Source organism: Mycobacterium sp. SMC-11, assembly GCF_046250095.1.
Classification (GTDB): domain Bacteria; phylum Actinomycetota; class Actinomycetes; order Mycobacteriales; family Mycobacteriaceae; genus Mycobacterium; species Mycobacterium heraklionense_A.
In genome coordinates this window covers 3,445,650-3,463,017 of the sequence record NZ_CP176430.1, presented here as the reverse complement: position 1 = coordinate 3,463,017, position 17,368 = coordinate 3,445,650, and the positions used below count along the sequence as shown (strand labels likewise).

Here is a 17,368-nt window from a genome sequence, read left to right as displayed (position 1 = left end):
AAAGCGCGACCGCTGAACCTGTTCCAGTGCCCCTTACGCGGCGCGTAAATGCCGCTTGATGCGGGTCAACATGGCCGACATACCCCGTAGTCGCAGGGGGCTGATCAGTGCGGCGAGCCCGAGCTGTGACGCGAAATCCTCCGGCACGTCCAGGATGACGTCGGCCGGTTCGCCGTCGAGACCGGCGGCCCAGATCGATGCGAAGCCGCGCGTCGTCGGCGCCTCTGGAGGCGCGCTGAAATACAGCCGCACCCGTTGCGGGTCGGCGGCATCGACATGCATGAACAACGGCGACTGGCACTCGGGTACCGGTTCCATGGCCGATTCGGTCAGCTCTTCGGGCAGTTCGGGCAGTTCGTCGGCGAATTCGATCAGCAGCTTGAGCTTGTCCTGGCCTTCGACTTCGGCGAAGTCGGACACCACCTGCGCCAATCCCTGCGGCAGGCTCATCAGCTGGCTCAGGCCGCCCCGGCCCCTGGGGCCGGACCGGGTTCGGGTCCGTCGACGATGGGCACGCGCACGGTGTTGCCCCACTCAGTCCAGGAACCGTCGTAGTTGCGGACGTCCTCGAGGCCGAGCAGATGGGTCAGAACGAACCAGGTGTGGCTGGAGCGTTCCCCGATGCGGCAGTAGGCGATCGGCTTGTCGTCGGGCTTGAGAAAGGCGTAGAGCGCCTCGAGCTCCTCGCGCTTGCGGAACCGGCCGGCGTCGTCGGCAGCCTTGCTCCATGGCACTGAGACCGCAGTGGGGATGTGGCCCCCGCGCAGCACACCCTCCTCCGGGTATTCCGGCATGTGGGTGCGTTCGCCGGTGTATTCCTGCGGCGAGCGCACGTCGATCAGCGGCACCTGGCCGATGTTGGCCAGTACGTCGTCCTTGTAAGCCCGGATGGGGGCGTCGTTGCGCTTGACGACGGGGTAGCCGGTCGTGGTCTTCGACGGCACGTCGAGGGTGGTTTCGCGGCCCGAGGACACCCACAGGTCGCGCCCGCCGTCGAGCAGCCGCACGTCTTCGTGTCCGAACAGGGTGAACACCCACAACGCGTAGGCGGCCCACCAGTTGGACTTGTCGCCGTAGATCACCACGGTGTCGTCGCGGGAGATGCCCTTGCGGTTCATCAGGTCGGCGAACTGCTCGCCGGTGATGTAGTCGCGGACCGGGGAATCGTTGAGATCGGTGACCCAGTCGATCTTGACCGCGGTGGGAATGTGGCCGATGTCGTAGAGCAAGACATCCTCGTCGGACTCCACCACGACGAGGCCGGGTGTGCCCAGATTTCCCGCGAGCCAGTCGGCTGTCACCAACCGTTCCGGGTGAGCGTAGGACTGCAGGGCGGGGCTGGGGTCGGCAGGCACTGGCACGAAACCGAGCCTACCGGGCGGTAACCGTTGTGCCACTCCCATGGCCGGAAATCCTGTGACTTCAGCTGCGCGAGACCTGGCTCAGGTGACCGGGTTGGCCGCCCACAGCGCTGCGACCGAGACTCCGGCTGGGCGCAGCAGCCGACGCAGCATGGGCAGGCTGATACCGATGACACTGGAGGGATCGCCGTCGACGCCGTCGACGAACCAGCCCCCCAAGCCATCCAGGGTGAATCCGCCGGCGACCCGCAATGGCTCGCCGCTGGCCAGATAGGCCTCCAGGTCATCGTCATCCGGTCGGCCGAACCGCACTGTGGTGACGGCCGTTTCGGTGATCTGATGGGTGATCTCGTTGTCGCGCAACCGGATCAGGCTGTGGCCGGTGTGGAGCTGCCCGGAATTCCCGGCCATCTCGCGCCAGCGGATGCGGGCCTCATCGACCGTCGGAGGCTTGCCGCACAACTTGCCGTCGATGTAGAGCATTGAATCACAGCCGATCACAACGCAATCGGTGCTTACCGGTGGCTGCAACGTGGAGGCAACATGGTCCGCTTTAGCGGCGGCCAGGGCGCCGGTCACGGCATCCGGGGACGCAGTAGCGGGCAGACCGGCCATCACGGCGTCCTCGTCGACACCGGAGACCACCACCAACGGGTCGATCCCGGCGCCGCGCAGGACGGCCAACCGGCCGGAGGAGGCCGAGCCGAGGACCAGCCTCGTCACCGGCTGGTCACCGGCGCATGTGGGTGCGTTCCAGCAGGGTGATCCGCTGCCAGCTGAACAGCGGAAGCCGCAGCTTGTCGACCGGGTGGCCCCACAGATTGCGGTCCCGCGTGCCGGATTCGGCGCTGCCGCCGCCCGCCGTGCCGAGCACCGCGACCAACGCCGCGATCTCGGCGTCGGTGGGGTTGCCCCGCAACACCTTGATGAGTGGCTCGGCCGCCACAGGAGTCTCCTCGACCGCGGTGGTCGCTTCGTTCTCTTCGCTCACAAGCTCGCTCGTGCCGCTCACAGGGGAATGTTTCCGTGCTTCTTGGGCAGCGGCTGGACGATCTTGCGTTCCAGCAGTCGCAGCGACGTGGCGATGTAGCCGCGGGTGTGCGACGGCGGGATCACCGCGTCGACGTAGCCCCGCTCCGCGGCGACGTAGGGGTTCACCAGCGTGTCCTCGTACTCCTGCTGGAGCTGCAGGCGCAGCGCGTCGACGTCGTCGCCGTTCTTCGAGGCCTCGTTGAGCTGCTGGCGGTAGACGAACCCGACCGCGCCGGAGGCGCCCATCACCGCGATCTGGGCCGTCGGCCAGGCCACGTTGACGTCAGCGCCCATCTCCTTGGACCCCATGACGCAGTACGCGCCGCCGTAGGCCTTGCGGGTGATGACGGTGATCTTGGCGACGGTGGCCTCACCGTAGGCGTAGAGCAGCTTGGCGCCGCGCCGGATGATGCCGTTGTATTCCTGCTCGGTACCGGGCAAGAAGCCGGGTACGTCGACCAGCAGCACGATCGGGATGTTGAAGCAGTCACAGGTCCGGATGAACCGGGCGGCCTTCTCCGAGGCGTTGATGTCCAGGCAGCCGGCGAACTGGGTCGGCTGGTTGGCCACGATGCCGACGGTGCGGCCCTCCACGCGACCGAAGCCGACGATGATGTTCTGCGCGTAACCGGCCTGGACTTCCAGGAACTCGTCGTCGTCGAGGATCCGGGTGATGACCTCGTGCATGTCGTACGGCTGGTTCGGCGAGTCCGGGATCAGCGTGTCGAGCTCGAGGTCCTCTGCGGTGAGGTTGTCCTCGATGGCGCCCTCGGCGGCCGGCACCGGGAAGTGCGGCGGGTCGGCGTAGTTGTTCGGCGGCAGGTAGCTCAGCAGGTCGCGGACGTAGTCCAGCGCGTCCTGCTCGCCGGAGGCGACGTAGTGCGCGGTGCCGGACTTACCCATGTGGGTGTGTGCCCCGCCGAGCTCCTCCTGAGTGACCTCCTCGCCGGTGACGGTCTTGATCACGTCGGGGCCGGTGATGAACATCTGGGAGGTCTGGTCGACCATCACGATGAAGTCGGTCAGGGCGGGGGAGTACACGTGGCCGCCGGCCGCCGCGCCCATGATCAGCGAGATCTGCGGGATCACGCCCGAGGCCAGGATGTTGTTGTGGAAGATCTTGCTGTACAGGCCCAGCGAGACCACACCCTCTTGGATGCGGGCACCAGCGCCGTCGTTGATCCCGATCAGCGGCCGGCCGGTCTTCATGGCCAGCTCTTGGACCTTGACGATCTTCTCGCCGTAGACCTCGCCGAGGCTGCCGCCGAACACGGTGGCGTCCTGGCTGAAGATGCAGACCTCGCGGCCGTCGATGGTGCCGTAGCCGGTCACCACACCGTCGCCGAGCGGACGCTTGTCGGCCAGGCCGAAGTTGGTGCTGCGGTGCTTGGCCAGCGCGTCGAGCTCGACGAAAGAGCCCTCGTCAAGCAGGGCGTAGACCCGTTCCCGAGCGGTCAGCTTGCCCTTGGCATGCACCTTCTCGACCGCGGCCTCACCGACCGGGTGCAGGGTCTCCTCGGTCCGACGCTTGAGGTCGGCGAGCTTGCCCGCAGTGGTGTGGATGTCGACGACATGCTCGGCTTGCGCCTCTACGTGGGCCTCACCGGAGTGCTCAGTAACACTGGTCATAAGAAATGATCTTAAAGTGCGGGCCATCGGATCGCCCGACCGGACCGGTTAAGGAACGTCGTCGCCGTCTGGGCCGTCGGTGTCGATCGCCGCCTGTGAGGGCGTGCCCTTCACACAGGGGGCGGGGTCATTCGGGTTGCACATTCCGGGTGCGGCCCAGTGGGCCAACACCGCGTCCCACGTGGCGCGGGCTTGCGGACCCAGGAATCCTTTGATGGGGGTCATACCGTCACGGTCCTGGTTACCCAGCGCCACACCACGATGTTGGCGCGCTGGTCGTCGCTGTAGTTGCCGTCGGGGTGCAGGTAGTCGTTGCGTCGAAGACTTGGACGACCTCGTCGCGATTGTTCGAACGCATGTACTAAAGAGTAGCTCCGGGGTCCGACAGGTCGCAGAAAGTATCCACAGCCAAAACGGCTGTGACGCAAGTGAATGCAGTGACGCAGCCTCATTCAGGCGCCGGATCAGGCGGCTGCGGTGCCGGGCTCGGGCGGTTCGGTGACTTCCTTGACGAAATCGCCGAGGTAGCGGATCGCCCGTCGCCCCTCGGGCAGTACATCGGCCGCCAACGGGAAGTCGTGAACCTGGCCCTCCCACAAATGCAGATCGCAACGCACACCGGCCGTGTCCAGCCGCTGCGCCATGGCTTCGGCGTCGGGCAACAGCAGCTCGTCGGTGCTTGCGTGGATGGCGACCGGCGGCAGCAACGACAGGTCGGCATCCATCGGCGACGCGGCGCGGGCGCGAAGCAGGTATCGGGTGAAAGCCATCAGCGCCTCGCACGGGAACATCGCACAACGCCGGGCGTTGCGGTGCTGAAGCTTTGCGGTGGGATCTGCATCGGTGAATGGTGAAACCGTCGCTATACCAGCAGGTTTCACTAGATCGGACTGCGCGGCCGCCAGGGCGGTCATGAAGGCCAGGTATCCGCCCGCGGAATCACCGGCGATCACGATCTGGTCCGGGTCGTAGCCACGGCGAAGCAGCCAGCGCAGCCCGCTCAGGCCGTCGTCGACGGCATCAGCGATCCGATGTGCGGGCAACATCCGGTAATCGATGTTGAGAACGCTGGCATCGGCCGCTCGGGACAATCGAGTTACCAGTGAACGATGCGTGTTGAGCCCGCAGGTCAAAAACGCCCCGCCATGTAGATAGAGGATGGCCCGCTGCCTCGAGGCGCCGGCTGCCTGAACCTGTTCGGCGACACAGTAACCCAGGCGAAATCGCTCGACGCGCGCTGCCTGCCGGTGCGGCACCAAACCGGCCAGTCGATCGACCGATGCGAGCGGCCACGCTAAGTCCGGCCGAACTGCCCACGCGCGCACCAGGTTCTTGACGACGAATCGACTGGCCAACGACACAGCGACCGATTGTGCGCTGTGGCGGCGGTGAATTCGCCTCGTCAACAATCCCCCGGTGACCATGTCGATCACCTCCTCCATCCATTCGGTTACCCGTGCGTCGGGCGTTTCAACCGGTGTGGCTGCAGCGCTGGTGAGTAAGCTGACGAAATGAGTCTTGCGCCACGGCCGCCCCTGGATGTGACCGCTCTACGGGGCGGCCTGACCGGGCCGAACGGGCCGTGGCGCGTCGTCGATGTCGTCGAGGACACCGGTTCCACCAACGCCGACCTGCTGGCCCGCGCCGCCGCGGGAGAAGACATCGCCGACGCGGTGCTGCTGGCCGAGCACCAGACCGCCGGCCGCGGACGTCACGGTCGACACTGGAGCGCCCCGGCGCGCAGCCAGCTCTCACTGTCGGTGGGGGTCGCCGCAGACACCGTGCCGACCTCGGGTTGGGGTTGGCTGACTCTGGCCACCGGTGTCGCGGTCGCCGATGCGATCGCCGAAGTTTCGGGCCTGCAGGTCGGCCTGAAATGGCCCAACGATGTCATCGCCGGTGACGGCAAGCTCGCCGGAATTCTGGCCGAGGTGGCCGCTCCGAAGCAGGTGATCGTGGTAGGGCTCGGGCTCAACGTGACCATGACCGCCGAGGAGGCCCCGGATCCGGCGGCCGTCTCACTGGCCATGCTCGGAGCTACGGTGGTTGACCGAAACCTCTGGGCCGACAAGGTTCTTCGTCACCTCGCGGATCGGGTCGCGGCCTGGCGGGCGGCGGGCGGAGCCGACGACGCACTGGTGTCGGCCTACCGGCGGCACAGCTGCACCCTGGGGGCCCAGGTGCGCGCCGACATACCCGGCGGCCAACGCGTGGAGGGGGTCGCCGAGGCCATCGACGACACCGGCCGCCTGGTGATCAACACCGGGGATGGCACCGTCACGGTGTCGGCCGGTGACGTCACCCGACTCCGGCCGACCGGTTAGGGCCCGGCAGTGGGTTACCCGGAGAACGTGCTCGCCGAGGACGAGCAGCTGGTGTTGCACCGGCACCCGCACGTCAAACGCCTGATTCTGCCGGTGCTGGCGCTGTTGCTGGTCACCGCCTGCGCCGCGTTCGCCGCTGGGTTCGTCAACACGCGGGCCTGGGATCCGACTGCCAAGAACGTCGTCTTCGGGGTGATCTGGGCGATCTGGCTGGTGGTATTCGGCTGGCTGACTCTCTGGCCGTTCCTGAGTTGGCTGACCACGCATTTTGTGGTCACCGACCGACGCGTGATGTTTCGGCACGGGTTGTTGACCCGCAGCGGCATCGACATCGGCTTGGCGCGGATCAACAGCGTGGAGTTCGTACATGGGTTCATCGACCGGATCTTGCGAACCGGGACGCTGATCATCGAGTCGGCGTCACAGGAACCGTTGGAGTTCTACGACATTCCGCGCGTGGAGCAGGTCCACACGCTCCTCTATCACGAGGTTTTCGACAGACCGTCCGGCGGCGGTTGATGACGGGCCGGACGCCGGAACAGCGTCACCACGCCGGTGTCCGGGCCGCCCTCCAGGGCGTCTTCGATCGCCTCGGCGAGCGCGCCGGTCTCGATCGTCGCATCGAGCGCGGCGTCGGTGCTGCGGGCGAATTCGTCGGGGAAGACCCAGCGGCGAAACGCCCAGAACCGGAACGCCATCTGCAGCAGATTGCCGATGATGTAGGCCGAGACGAAGTCCGAGAGGTTCTCGATGGTCAACGACACCATGGGCGCCCGCAGCCCAAGCACGTAGCTGGAGAACCACAACGGCGCCATGGACAACACCACGCCGACGCCGCTGACCCCGAAGAACAGCAGCGCCTCGTGGTGCCGTTCCCGGCCGCCGCGGTCCTTGAAGCTCCACTCCCGGTTGAGGATGTAGGAGGCGATCACCGCGACGATCCCCGAGATGACCTTGGCCGTGACCGGCTTGGGCGACAGGATCGTGAGCTTGAGCGTGTAGAACAGCGCGGAGTCGATCAGGAATGTGGTCGCGCCGACGATGGCGAACTTGATCAGCTCATGATGGCGTTCGGCCAGCGGACGGATCACCCGCGGCAGGCGGGCAATCGTGGCGTCGGTAAAAGACACAAGTTGCCAGTGTACGGACTCGGCCCCATCCGCGCCTAACGACTGCATAACGACCTCGCGGGCACCACGGCAGCGACCCGCGCACTTGTGATCGGCGGGTGCCGACGTGACACGATATTGGCCGTGTCGAACCCCCCAACCACTACGCCGCCCGCAGGCGGACGCAGCCCCCAGGTCACCATGGTGGGCGGCGGTCAGCTGGCGCGGATGACTCATCAGGCCGCGATCGCGCTAGGGCAGCGGCTGCGCGTGCTGGCTGCGGCGGCCGACGAGCCGGCCGCCCAGGTCACCCCGGACGTGGTGATCGGATCGCACACCGACCTCGATGACCTGCGCCGGGCGGCCGCCGGTGCCACCGTGCTCACCTTCGATCACGAGCACGTCCCGGGTGAGCTGCTGGAACAGCTGATCGCCGAGGGCGTCAACGTCGCGCCGCCGCCGGCGGCGTTGCTGCACGCCCAGGACAAGCTGGTGATGCGCCGCAAGCTGGCGGAGCTGGGAGCGCCGGTGCCGCGGTTCGCTGCGATCGAGACGCCCGAGGATCTCGATGACTTCGCCGCCCTGACCGGTGGCCCGATGGTGGTGAAGGCGGCCCGGGGCGGCTACGACGGGCGCGGGGTGTCCATCGTCGACGACGTGGCCCAGGCCCGGGCGGTCGTTGCCGACTACCTGGCCGCAGGGGTGCCGGTACTGGTCGAAGAGCGGGTCGCGATGCGCCGCGAACTCTCGGCGCTGGTGGCCCGGTCACCGTTCGGCCAGGGCGCGGCATGGCCGGTGGTCGAGACCGTGCAGGAAGACGGAATCTGCGTGACGGTGATCGCGCCCGCACCCGATCTGTCGGACGAATCCGCAGCTGCTGCACAACAATTGGCGCTTCGGTTGGCCGATGAACTGGGCGTGGTCGGGGTGCTGGCGGTCGAGCTATTCGAAAGCGTCGACGGGCAGGTGCTGGTCAACGAGCTGGCGATGCGACCGCACAACTCGGGGCACTGGACCATGGACGGCGCGGCCACCAGCCAGTTCGAACAGCATCTACGTGCGGTGCTGGACTATCCGCTCGGTGCCACCACACCGGTGGCGGCGGTGACCGTGATGGCCAATGTCCTGGGCGCCCCGCAAACGCCGACGATGACCATGGACGAGCGGCTACACCACCTGTTCGCGCGCTATCCAGATGCCCGAGTCCACCTCTACGGCAAGGACGAACGACCCGGCCGCAAGATCGGCCACATCAACCTCCTGGGTGAGGACACCAAGGACTTGGCGAACCTGCGCGAGCGGGCCGAAAGCGCGGCACACTGGTTGTCGCACGGGGAATGGAGCGATGGATGGGATCCGCATGAGTGAGCACAAGCCCGGACCCCGGGTCGGCGTGATCATGGGCAGTGACAGCGACTGGTCGGTGATGGAAGAAGCGGCCCTGGCGCTGGCTGAGTTCGAGATCCCGTTCGAGGTCGGGGTGGTCTCGGCGCACCGCACCCCGCAACGGATGTTCGACTACGCCCGCGACGCCGCCGGCCGCGGTATCGAGGTGATCATCGCCGGGGCGGGCGGTGCCGCGCACCTGCCCGGGATGGTGGCTTCGGCCACACCGCTGCCGGTGATCGGGGTGCCCGTTCCGCTGGCCCGCCTGGACGGCATGGATTCTTTGCTGTCAATCGTGCAGATGCCAGCCGGTGTGCCCGTGGCCACCGTTTCTATCGGCGGCGCGCGCAATGCGGGTTTGCTCGCAGTGCGTATTCTGGGCTCATCCGACGCCGCGCTGCGGGCCCGTATGGAGGCCTTTCAGGACCAGCTGGCGCAGAGCGTGCTTGCGAAGGACGCGATGCTTCAAGGTAAAGTTACCGGCGAGTAGCTTAGGAGGCTGAGATGGCTGGGTGGGCCGGGAATCCCTCGTTTGATCTGTTCAAGTTGCCCGAGGAGCATGATGAGTTGCGGGCGGCGATTCGGGCGTTGGCGGAGAAGGAGATCGCTCCGTACGCCAAGGATGTCGATGAGCAGGCCCGGTTCCCTGAAGAGGCTTTGGCGGCGCTGAACGCCTCGGGTTTTAACGCGGTGCACGTCCCGGAGGAGTATGGCGGTCAGGGTGCGGATTCGGTTGCCGCCTGCATTGTGATCGAAGAGGTCGCGCGGGTGTGTGCGTCGTCGTCGTTGATTCCGGCGGTGAACAAGTTGGGCACGATGGGGTTGATCTTGTCGGGTTCTGATGAGCTCAAGGCGCAGGTGCTGCCGGGCTTGGCGGCCGGTGAGGTGATGGCCTCGTATGCGTTGAGTGAGCGGGAGGCCGGCAGTGACGCTGCGGCGATGCGCACTCGCGCTAAGGCTGATGGGGATGACTGGATTCTCAATGGCTCCAAGTGCTGGATCACCAACGGTGGTAAATCCAGCTGGTACACGGTGATGGCGGTGACCGACCCCGACTTGGATGCCAACGGGATCTCGGCGTTCATGGTCCACATCGACGACGAGGGCTTCACCATCGGGCCTAAGGAGCACAAGCTCGGGATTAAGGGTTCGCCGACTACTGAGTTGTATTTCGAGAATTGCCGTATTCCGGGGGATCGGATCATTGGTGAGCCCGGTACGGGGTTTAAGACGGCGTTGCGGACGTTGGATCACACGCGTCCGACGATTGGTGCGCAGGCGGTTGGTATTGCGCAGGGTGCGTTGGATGCGGCGATTGAGTACACCAAGGATCGTAAGCAGTTCGGGAAGAACATCGCCACGTTCCAGGGTGTGCAGTTCATGCTCGCCGATATGGCGATGAAGCTGGAGGCTGCGCGGTTGATGGTGTATTCGGCGGCGGCGCGTGCCGAGCGTGGGGAGACCGGGTTGGGTTTCATCTCCGCGGCCAGCAAGTGTTTTGCCTCGGATGTGGCGATGGAGGTCACCACTGATGCGGTGCAGTTGTTCGGTGGGGCGGGCTACACCACGGATTTCCCGGTGGAGCGGATGATGCGTGATGCCAAGATCACCCAGATCTATGAGGGCACCAACCAGATCCAGCGCGTCGTCATGAGCCGACACCTCCTGCGCTGACGCGGGCGATGACAAACCGGATCGACATCGTCCGCGCGGCGCGGCATGCGTTCATCGACACGGTCGACGGGCTCACGGACGCTGAATTCGATCACGGCACCACCCTGTGCGCCCAATGGTCGCCGCGTGACGTGCTGGCCCACCTGATCGGTACCTCCGAGATCGGCAGATACCTGCGCGCACCGTGGCGGCTGCACAAGATCAACGCCGAAGTCGTCGCGGCGGGACGTGGCCGCGACCGGGCCGAATTGATCGCCGCGGCCCGGCGCTGGGCGCAGGTACCCGATCGCGCGGTGGCCGGGCTGCTGCTCGGCGACTTGGCGATGCATCACCAGGACGTGCTGCGCGGGCTAGGGCGTAGCCGCGAGATCCCGCCGGTTGAAGAGGCCGCGATCCTGGCCGAGGGAGTGAGCCTGACCGTGCAGAAGCTGCAGCCGACCCTGCTCCGGTATCGGGTCGAACCCACCAACGGGATCGGCCGGCCCCGTGGCCGCGGCACCGTTGTCCGCGGCACCGCAGAAGCGCTGGGTCTGTGGCTCGGCGGCCGCAACATATCCGATGTCGAGATCGGCTGAAGCCGTTCGCGCGCATCGGTGAACGCACGAATGCGACAGCCCTAAGATTGGCAATCGGCGCTGTCCGCCCCACCTAGGAGAGGCTTCATGCCAGGACTTCTTCCCGACGTCGACCCCGACGGATTGCTGGAGTACTCCGTCGTCTACACCGACCGGGCCATCAACCACATGTCCGCACGCTTCCAGGACGTCATGAACGACGTCTCGGCAATGCTGCGCGAGGTGTACCACGCCGACGCGGCGGTCGTGGTGCCCGGCAACGGAACGTGCGGCATGGAAGCGGTCGCACGCCAATTCGCCAACGACGCTGACGTGCTCGTCGTCCGCAACGGGTTCTTCAGCTACCGGTGGAGTCAGATCCTCGCGACCGGCCGCATCACCGACCGCGTCACCGTGCTCAAGGCCCGCCCGACCGGTGACGGCGACCAGGCGCCCTTCGCTCCCGCGCCCATCGAGGAGGTCGAGGAGGCGATCACGCGGATCCGGCCGGCGGTGGTGTGCGTGCCGCACGTGGAAACCGCCAGCGGAATCCTGCTGCCCGACGACTACCTGACGCGCATTGGCACGGCGACGGCTGCGGTCGGCGGCCTGTTCGTCCTGGACTGCATCGCCTCCGGCGTGGTCTGGGCGGACATGGCGGCCCTCGGGGTGGACGTACTGGTGACCGCGCCACAGAAGGACTGGAGTGCCGCGCCCGGCTGTGCCATGGTCGGCCTGTCCAACCGCGCCCTGGAGGCCATGGAGCGCACCCAGAGCACCAGCTTCGCGCTGGACCTGAAGAAGTGGCGCGAGATCATGGTGGCCTACGAGAACGGTGGCCACGCCTACCACGCGACCATGCCGACCGGCGTGATCAGCAGCCTTCGCGACGCCATGGCCGAGACCCGCGACCGCGGCTTCGGCGCCGTGCGCGAGCAGCAGTTCGCGCTGGGGCGCAAGGTTCGTGCGCTGCTGGCCGAACGCGGCTTCCCCAGCGTGGCCGCACCGGGCTTCGAAGCACCCGGCGTGGTGGTCAGCTACACCACCGACCCCGACATCCGCACCGGGCGAAAGTTTCTGGCCCAGGGCCTTCAGACCGCAGCGGGAGTCCCGCTGCAATGCGATGAGCCGGCGACGTTCAGCACCTTCCGGATTGGGCTGTTCGGTCTGGACAAGTTAGCCGATATCGAGGGAACGGTGGCGCGACTGAGCTCCGCGATCGACCGGATCGCCTTGGCCTGAGCCGATGTCAGAAGGTAACGCCGGAACGTCGAGCATCTACCTCGCCGCCGCCGAGGGCGGCTCCGGCAAGTCCGTGCTCGCGCTGGGCCTGCTGCACCTGCTGGCCGCGTCATCGACGCGGGTGGGCGTCTTCCGGCCGGTCGTACGATCGCTGGACCAGCCCGACGGGCAACTCGAACTGCTGCTCGCCCATGCCACCGCCAGCATCGACGACCACAGTGCCTGCCGGGGCGTGACCTATCAACAGGTGTTCGCCGACCGTGAGGCGGCGCTGGGCGAGATCGTCGCGCGATTCCACGAAGTCGCCCGGCACTGCGACACCGTACTGGTAGTCGGCAGCGACTACACCGACGTCGTCAACCCGAGCGAGTTGAGCTTCAACGCCCGCGTCGCGGTGAACCTGGGGGCGCCACTGGTGCTGGCGATCAACGGCCACAACCGCGACGCGCAGGCCGTCGCCGACATCACCGAGCGCTGCCTGACCGAGGTGGCCGCGGTACACGCCCATCCGGCAGCGGTGATCGCCAACCGTTGCGACCCGGACCGGCTGGCCGAAGTCACCCAGGCGATTTCGGTGCGTCTGGCCGGCGCAGACGTTTCGGCGTTCGCTGTTCCGGAGGTGGCGCTGCTGTCGGCGCCGACCATGGCCGAACTCTGCACGGCACTGGAGGGCACCGTCTACAGCGGTGACCCGGAGTTGCTGCGCCGCGAGGCGCTCAGCGTGATGGTCGGTGGCATGACCGCCGAGAACATTCTCGATCGACTGTCCGAGGGGCAGGTCGTGATCGTGCCGGCCGACCGCTCCGACGTACTGCTGGCCTTGGTGAACGCCCATGAGGCACAAGGCTTCCCATCCCTGGCGGGAATCATCCTCAACGGGGGCCTGCTGCCGCACCCGGCCATCGACAAATTGGTGAAAGGGCTGCGGCCCACGCTGCCGCTGATCGCCACCAGCCACCGCACCTACGACACCGCCGAAAAGGTGTCACACACCGGCTCGCGGATCACCGTCGGTGCATTGCGCAAAATCGACACCGCGCTTGCCCTGGTCGCCGAGCACATCGACGGCGCCGAGCTGGCCGAGCGAATCCGGGTGCCGGCGTCGACCGTGATCACCCCGCAGATGTTCGAGTACCGGCTACTGGAACGGGCCCGAGCCGACCGGCGGCACATCGTGCTGCCGGAAGCAACCGACGACCGGATCCTGTTGGCAGCCGGGCGGTTGCTGTCCCGCGGGATCGTCGACCTGACCCTGCTCGGCGTGGAAGGCGCGGTGCGTCAGCGCGGCGCTGAGCTGGGCGTGGACCTGGACGCCGCGCGGGTGATCGACCCCGAGACCAGTGACCTGCGGGACACCTTCGGCGCCGAATACGCCCGGCTGCGCGCGCACAAGGGCGTCACCGAGGACCGTGCCCGCGAGATCATGCGCGACATCTCCTATTTCGGCACCATGATGGTGCACCTGGGAATCGCCGACGGAATGGTGTCGGGTGCGGTGCACACCACGGCGCACACCATCCGGCCGGCGTTCGAGATCATCCGCACCGCGCCCGGGGTGTCCACGGTGTCCAGTGTGTTCCTGATGTGCCTGTCCGACCGGGTACTGGCCTACGGCGACTGCGCGGTGGTACCCGATCCGACCGTCGAGCAACTCGCCGACATCGCCATCTCCTCGGCGGCCACCGCGGCCGCGTTCGGCATCGACCCCCGAGTCGCGCTGCTGTCCTACTCGACCGGTGAGTCCGGTTCCGGAGCCGGCGTGGACAAGGTCCGTGCCGCAACGCAATTGGTGCACGAGCGTCGCCCCGATCTGCTCGCCGACGGTCCGATCCAATACGACGCCGCGGTCGACGCGGGAGTCGCGGCGGCCAAGATGCCGGACTCGCCGGTGGCGGGGCGGGCCACCGTACTGGTGTTCCCCGACCTCAACACCGGCAACAACACCTACAAGGCGGTGCAACGCAGTGCCGGTGCGATCGCAATCGGTCCGGTGCTGCAGGGACTGGCCAAGCCCGTCAACGACCTGTCCCGCGGGGCGCTGGTCGACGACATCGTCTACACCGTGGCCATCACCGCCATCCAGGCGCAGGGAGTGACTCAATGACCACAACCGCACCCGGTTTGGTGCTGGTGCTCAACTCCGGCTCGTCATCGATCAAGTTCCAGTTGGTCGATCCGGTGGCCGGGACCGCCTTGCTGTCCGGGCTGGTGGAGCAGATCGGCGAGCCGGACAGTCCGGTGGCCGACCATGCCGCCGGGTTGCATCAGATCCACCGGCAGCTCGTCGACTCCGGCATTGACCTGGCTGCCGTCCGCGCCGTGGGGCACCGGGTGGTGCACGGCGGCAAACTGTTCCACGCGCCCACCCTGATCACCGATGATGTGGTGGCCGAGGTGGCACGGCTATCTGAGCTCGCACCACTGCACAATCCGGCCAACGTGATCGGGATCGCGGTGGCCCGCAATGATTTTCCCGACGTACCCCATGTAGCGGTGTTCGACACCAGCTTCTTCCACTCCTTGCCGGCGGCCGCCGCCAGTTATGCCATCGATCGTGACGTTGCCGCCCGATACGGCATCCACCGCTACGGATTCCATGGCACCTCACACGAATACGTCTCCGGTGAGGTCGCCGCCGTACTGGGCCGTGACCCCGGCGAGCTAAACATCATCGTGCTGCACCTGGGCAACGGCGCTTCGGCGTCGGCAGTGCGCGGCGGCAAGGCGGTCGAGACCTCGATGGGTCTGACCCCGCTGGAGGGCCTGGTGATGGGGACCCGCAGCGGTGACATCGACCCGGGCGTGCTGTTCCACCTCAACCGCACCGCCGGGATGGGTGTCGATGAGCTCGACGAGTTGCTGAACCGCCGCTCTGGGCTCAAAGGGCTGTCCGGGGTCAACGACTTTCGGGAGCTGCTGGAGCAGCGGGAGGCCGGCGGCGCGCTGGGTGAGGCCGCCGGGCTGGCCTACGACGTCTACATTCACCGGCTGCGCAAATACGTCGGCGCCTACCTGGCCGTGCTGGGCCGCGTCGATGCCATCGCCTTCACCGCTGGGGTGGGGGAGAACGCGCCCAGCGTGCGCGTGGACTCGCTGGCCGGCCTGGACGGGCTGGGCATCGTCGTGGACCCCGAACGCAACCGCACCGGCAAGGGCGCCCGAATCATCTCGGCCGACGGATCGCGCACCACGGTCTTGGTGGTTCCCACCAATGAAGAGTTGGCGATCGCGCGGGCGGCCTGGCAGTTCGTGTGAGCGTCGGCCGCGATCTGGATCCGGTGACCCCGCTGTGGCGGGCCGCGCAGGTGTTCCGGCTGCTCAGTTGCCTGTACGCGCTGGGATTTCAGCTCGCGATCAACGACGACCTGCGCCGGCCGGGGCTGGCCTGGGCGCTGTTCGCGGTGCTGATCGGCTACAGCGGCCTGTGCGCGGTCGGCTATCTGCGCGGATTCGCCCGTCGGCCGGGATGGGTGATCGCCGAGATCGGTGTGGTGGTAGCCCTGATGCTCTCCACCGAGGTGGTCGCCTCCCGGCAGTGGGAACTGGACAACCAGACCTGGCCGACGACCCTGTGGGCCAGCAACGCCACCATCTCGGCTGCCCTGCAGTTCGGTTCGACCGGCGGCATGGCGACCGCGGCCGTGGTGACCGCGGCCAGCGCTTTCGTCAAGGGCTACGTCAGCCTGAACTTCGGCCGCAACGCCACCATGATCGTCGAGCTGGCGCTTGGCCTGGCGGTCGGCATGGCTGCGCAGACGGCGCGGCGGGCCCACGACGACCTGCAGCGGGCTACCCGGCTGGCCGCCGCCACCGAGGAACGCGAGCGGCTGTCGCGGCACGTCCACGACGGTGTCATCCAGGTGTTGGCGCTGGTCACCCGAAAGGGGCGCGAAATCGGCGGAGCGGCAGCCGAGTTGGCTGAACTGGCCGGCGAGCAGGAACGCGCGCTGCGCCGGCTGGTGAGTTCCCCGAACGTGACCCCGAACGATGAAGCCACCGATCTTCGGGCGCTGCTGAGCCGTCGCGCGGACGATCGGGTGTCGCTGAGCCTGCCCGGCACTCCTGTGCTGCTGGACCAGCGCACGGCCGCCGAGCTCGACGCCGCCGTCGGCAATGCCCTGGACAATGTGCGGGCGCACGCCGGTACGCACGCCCGAGCCTTTGTGCTCTGCGAAGACCTGGGCGCGACGGTGACCGTCAGCGTGCGCGATGACGGTGTTGGCATCGCCGCCGGGCGGCTGGAAGAGGCTGCGCGCCAAGGACATGTCGGGGTGTCGAAGTCGATCGTCGGCCGGCTGGCGGCACTGGGTGGCAGCGCCGAGTTGCACACCGCGGCCGGGGAGGGAACCGAATGGGAACTCAGTATCCGACGGTGATGGTGGTCGACGACCATCCGATCTGGCGGGACGCCGTCGCCCGCGACCTGGCCGATTCCGGCTTCAGCGTGGTCGCCACCGCCGACGGGGTGGGCGCGGCGCGGCGCCGCGCCGCAGCCGTGAAACCCGACGTGGTGCTGATGGACATGCGCCTGGCAGACGGCGACGGGGTGGCCGCGACCACCGCGGTGCTCGAGGTCTCCCCGGCATCTCGGGTGCTGGTGCTGTCGGCCTCCGACGAACGTGACGACGTGCTGCAGGCGGTCAAAGCCGGCGCGATCGGTTATCTGGTCAAAAGCGCCTCACGAGAAGAGTTGACCGCTGCGGTGCACGCCACCGCAGCCGGCCGCGCGGTGTTCACTCCGGGACTGGCCGGGCTGGTACTGGGCGAATACCGGCGCCTGGAGCGCAGCCCGGACGCTGGGCCCGCCACCCCCGCACTGACCGAGCGGGAGACCGAAGTGCTGCGGTACGTCGCCAAGGGCCTGTCCGCCAAGCAGATTGCCGAACGGCTCTGTCTGAGCCATCGCACCGTCGAAAACCATGTCCAGGCGACATTCCGCAAGTTGCAGGTCGCCAACCGGGTGGAGCTGACCCGCTACGCCATCGAACACGGGCTGGACAGCTGACCGCCGAAATCGAGTAGTCCTACTCATCCGATTCGTGCCCGCAATGCGGCAT

General features: G+C 67.2%; 19 protein-coding genes. 11 read left to right on the top strand and 8 right to left on the bottom strand.

Annotated features, from left to right (window positions below):
- Positions 1-33: 33 nt before the first annotated feature.
- The 7 genes from ACKY0X_RS16420 to ACKY0X_RS16390 all read right to left on the bottom strand — a co-directional run bounded on the left by ACKY0X_RS16420 (position 34) and on the right by ACKY0X_RS16390 (position 5,446).
- On the bottom strand, positions 34-450 hold the full coding sequence (locus ACKY0X_RS16420; protein WP_409426895.1) for a SufE family protein: 417 nt from the start codon (positions 448-450) through the stop codon (positions 34-36).
- Between the two features lie 8 nt (positions 451-458).
- Entirely contained in the window at positions 459-1,361 is a 903-nt protein-coding gene (locus ACKY0X_RS16415) for a sulfurtransferase (protein ID WP_409426894.1), read from the bottom strand.
- A gap of 81 nt (positions 1,362-1,442) precedes the next feature.
- Positions 1,443-2,084, bottom strand: coding sequence for a Maf family protein (locus tag ACKY0X_RS16410; RefSeq protein WP_409426893.1), 642 nt, complete (start codon positions 2,082-2,084; stop codon positions 1,443-1,445).
- 7 nt (positions 2,085-2,091) lie between these two features.
- The gene (locus ACKY0X_RS16405; protein ID WP_409429667.1) at positions 2,092-2,352 is read right to left on the bottom strand and encodes an acyl-CoA carboxylase subunit epsilon; all 261 of its coding nucleotides are present in this window, start codon (positions 2,350-2,352) and stop codon (positions 2,092-2,094) included.
- Positions 2,353-2,369: 17 nt separating this feature from the next.
- Complete coding sequence (locus tag ACKY0X_RS16400; protein WP_409426892.1) at positions 2,370-4,022, bottom strand: acyl-CoA carboxylase subunit beta; 1,653 nt, start codon at positions 4,020-4,022, stop codon at positions 2,370-2,372.
- A 48-nt stretch (positions 4,023-4,070) separates the two neighbouring features.
- On the bottom strand, positions 4,071-4,277 hold the full coding sequence (locus ACKY0X_RS16395) for a DUF222 domain-containing protein (RefSeq protein WP_409426891.1): 207 nt from the start codon (positions 4,275-4,277) through the stop codon (positions 4,071-4,073).
- Positions 4,278-4,486: 209 nt separating this feature from the next.
- Entirely contained in the window at positions 4,487-5,446 is a 960-nt protein-coding gene (locus ACKY0X_RS16390; protein WP_409429666.1) for an alpha/beta hydrolase, read from the bottom strand.
- A gap of 87 nt (positions 5,447-5,533) precedes the next feature.
- On the opposite strand from ACKY0X_RS16390, the gene ACKY0X_RS16385 reads away from it, so the two are divergent.
- Both ACKY0X_RS16385 and ACKY0X_RS16380 read left to right on the top strand, forming a co-directional pair.
- The gene (locus ACKY0X_RS16385; RefSeq protein ID WP_409426890.1) at positions 5,534-6,346 is read left to right on the top strand and encodes a biotin--[acetyl-CoA-carboxylase] ligase; all 813 of its coding nucleotides are present in this window, start codon (positions 5,534-5,536) and stop codon (positions 6,344-6,346) included.
- Between the two features lie 9 nt (positions 6,347-6,355).
- A complete protein-coding gene (locus ACKY0X_RS16380) occupies positions 6,356-6,865 on the top strand; it encodes a PH domain-containing protein (protein ID WP_409426889.1) in 510 nt (169 codons plus the stop codon).
- On the opposite strand, the gene ACKY0X_RS16375 is transcribed toward ACKY0X_RS16380, so the two are convergent.
- A complete protein-coding gene (locus ACKY0X_RS16375) occupies positions 6,829-7,476 on the bottom strand; it encodes a GtrA family protein (RefSeq protein WP_409426888.1) in 648 nt (215 codons plus the stop codon). The two genes, ACKY0X_RS16380 and ACKY0X_RS16375, sit on opposite strands and share 37 nt — an antisense overlap.
- Positions 7,477-7,593: 117 nt before the next feature.
- Between ACKY0X_RS16375 and ACKY0X_RS16370 the strand changes: the two genes are divergently transcribed.
- The 9 genes from ACKY0X_RS16370 to ACKY0X_RS16330 all read left to right on the top strand — a co-directional run bounded on the left by ACKY0X_RS16370 (position 7,594) and on the right by ACKY0X_RS16330 (position 17,316).
- On the top strand, positions 7,594-8,823 hold the full coding sequence (locus tag ACKY0X_RS16370; protein WP_409426887.1) for a 5-(carboxyamino)imidazole ribonucleotide synthase: 1,230 nt from the start codon (positions 7,594-7,596) through the stop codon (positions 8,821-8,823).
- The gene (gene purE / locus ACKY0X_RS16365) at positions 8,816-9,331 is read left to right on the top strand and encodes a 5-(carboxyamino)imidazole ribonucleotide mutase (RefSeq protein ID WP_046286902.1); all 516 of its coding nucleotides are present in this window, start codon (positions 8,816-8,818) and stop codon (positions 9,329-9,331) included. The genes ACKY0X_RS16370 and purE overlap by 8 nt, the downstream gene beginning before the upstream one ends.
- Before the next feature lie 14 nt (positions 9,332-9,345).
- Complete coding sequence (locus ACKY0X_RS16360; protein ID WP_409426886.1) at positions 9,346-10,515, top strand: acyl-CoA dehydrogenase; 1,170 nt, start codon at positions 9,346-9,348, stop codon at positions 10,513-10,515.
- A gap of 8 nt (positions 10,516-10,523) precedes the next feature.
- Complete coding sequence (locus tag ACKY0X_RS16355; protein WP_409426885.1) at positions 10,524-11,090, top strand: maleylpyruvate isomerase family mycothiol-dependent enzyme; 567 nt, start codon at positions 10,524-10,526, stop codon at positions 11,088-11,090.
- Positions 11,091-11,177: 87 nt separating this feature from the next.
- A complete protein-coding gene (locus ACKY0X_RS16350) occupies positions 11,178-12,311 on the top strand; it encodes an aminotransferase class V-fold PLP-dependent enzyme (protein ID WP_409426884.1) in 1,134 nt (377 codons plus the stop codon).
- Positions 12,312-12,315: 4 nt separating this feature from the next.
- Complete coding sequence (gene pta, locus ACKY0X_RS16345; protein ID WP_409426883.1) at positions 12,316-14,415, top strand: phosphate acetyltransferase; 2,100 nt, start codon at positions 12,316-12,318, stop codon at positions 14,413-14,415.
- A complete protein-coding gene (locus tag ACKY0X_RS16340; RefSeq protein ID WP_409426882.1) occupies positions 14,412-15,566 on the top strand; it encodes an acetate kinase in 1,155 nt (384 codons plus the stop codon). Before pta ends, ACKY0X_RS16340 begins: the two co-directional genes overlap by 4 nt.
- On the top strand, positions 15,563-16,687 hold the full coding sequence (macS, locus tag ACKY0X_RS16335; RefSeq protein ID WP_409426881.1) for a MacS family sensor histidine kinase: 1,125 nt from the start codon (positions 15,563-15,565) through the stop codon (positions 16,685-16,687). Before ACKY0X_RS16340 ends, macS begins: the two co-directional genes overlap by 4 nt.
- A complete protein-coding gene (locus ACKY0X_RS16330) occupies positions 16,663-17,316 on the top strand; it encodes a response regulator (protein ID WP_409426880.1) in 654 nt (217 codons plus the stop codon). Before macS ends, ACKY0X_RS16330 begins: the two co-directional genes overlap by 25 nt.
- Positions 17,317-17,368: the final 52 nt, after the last annotated feature.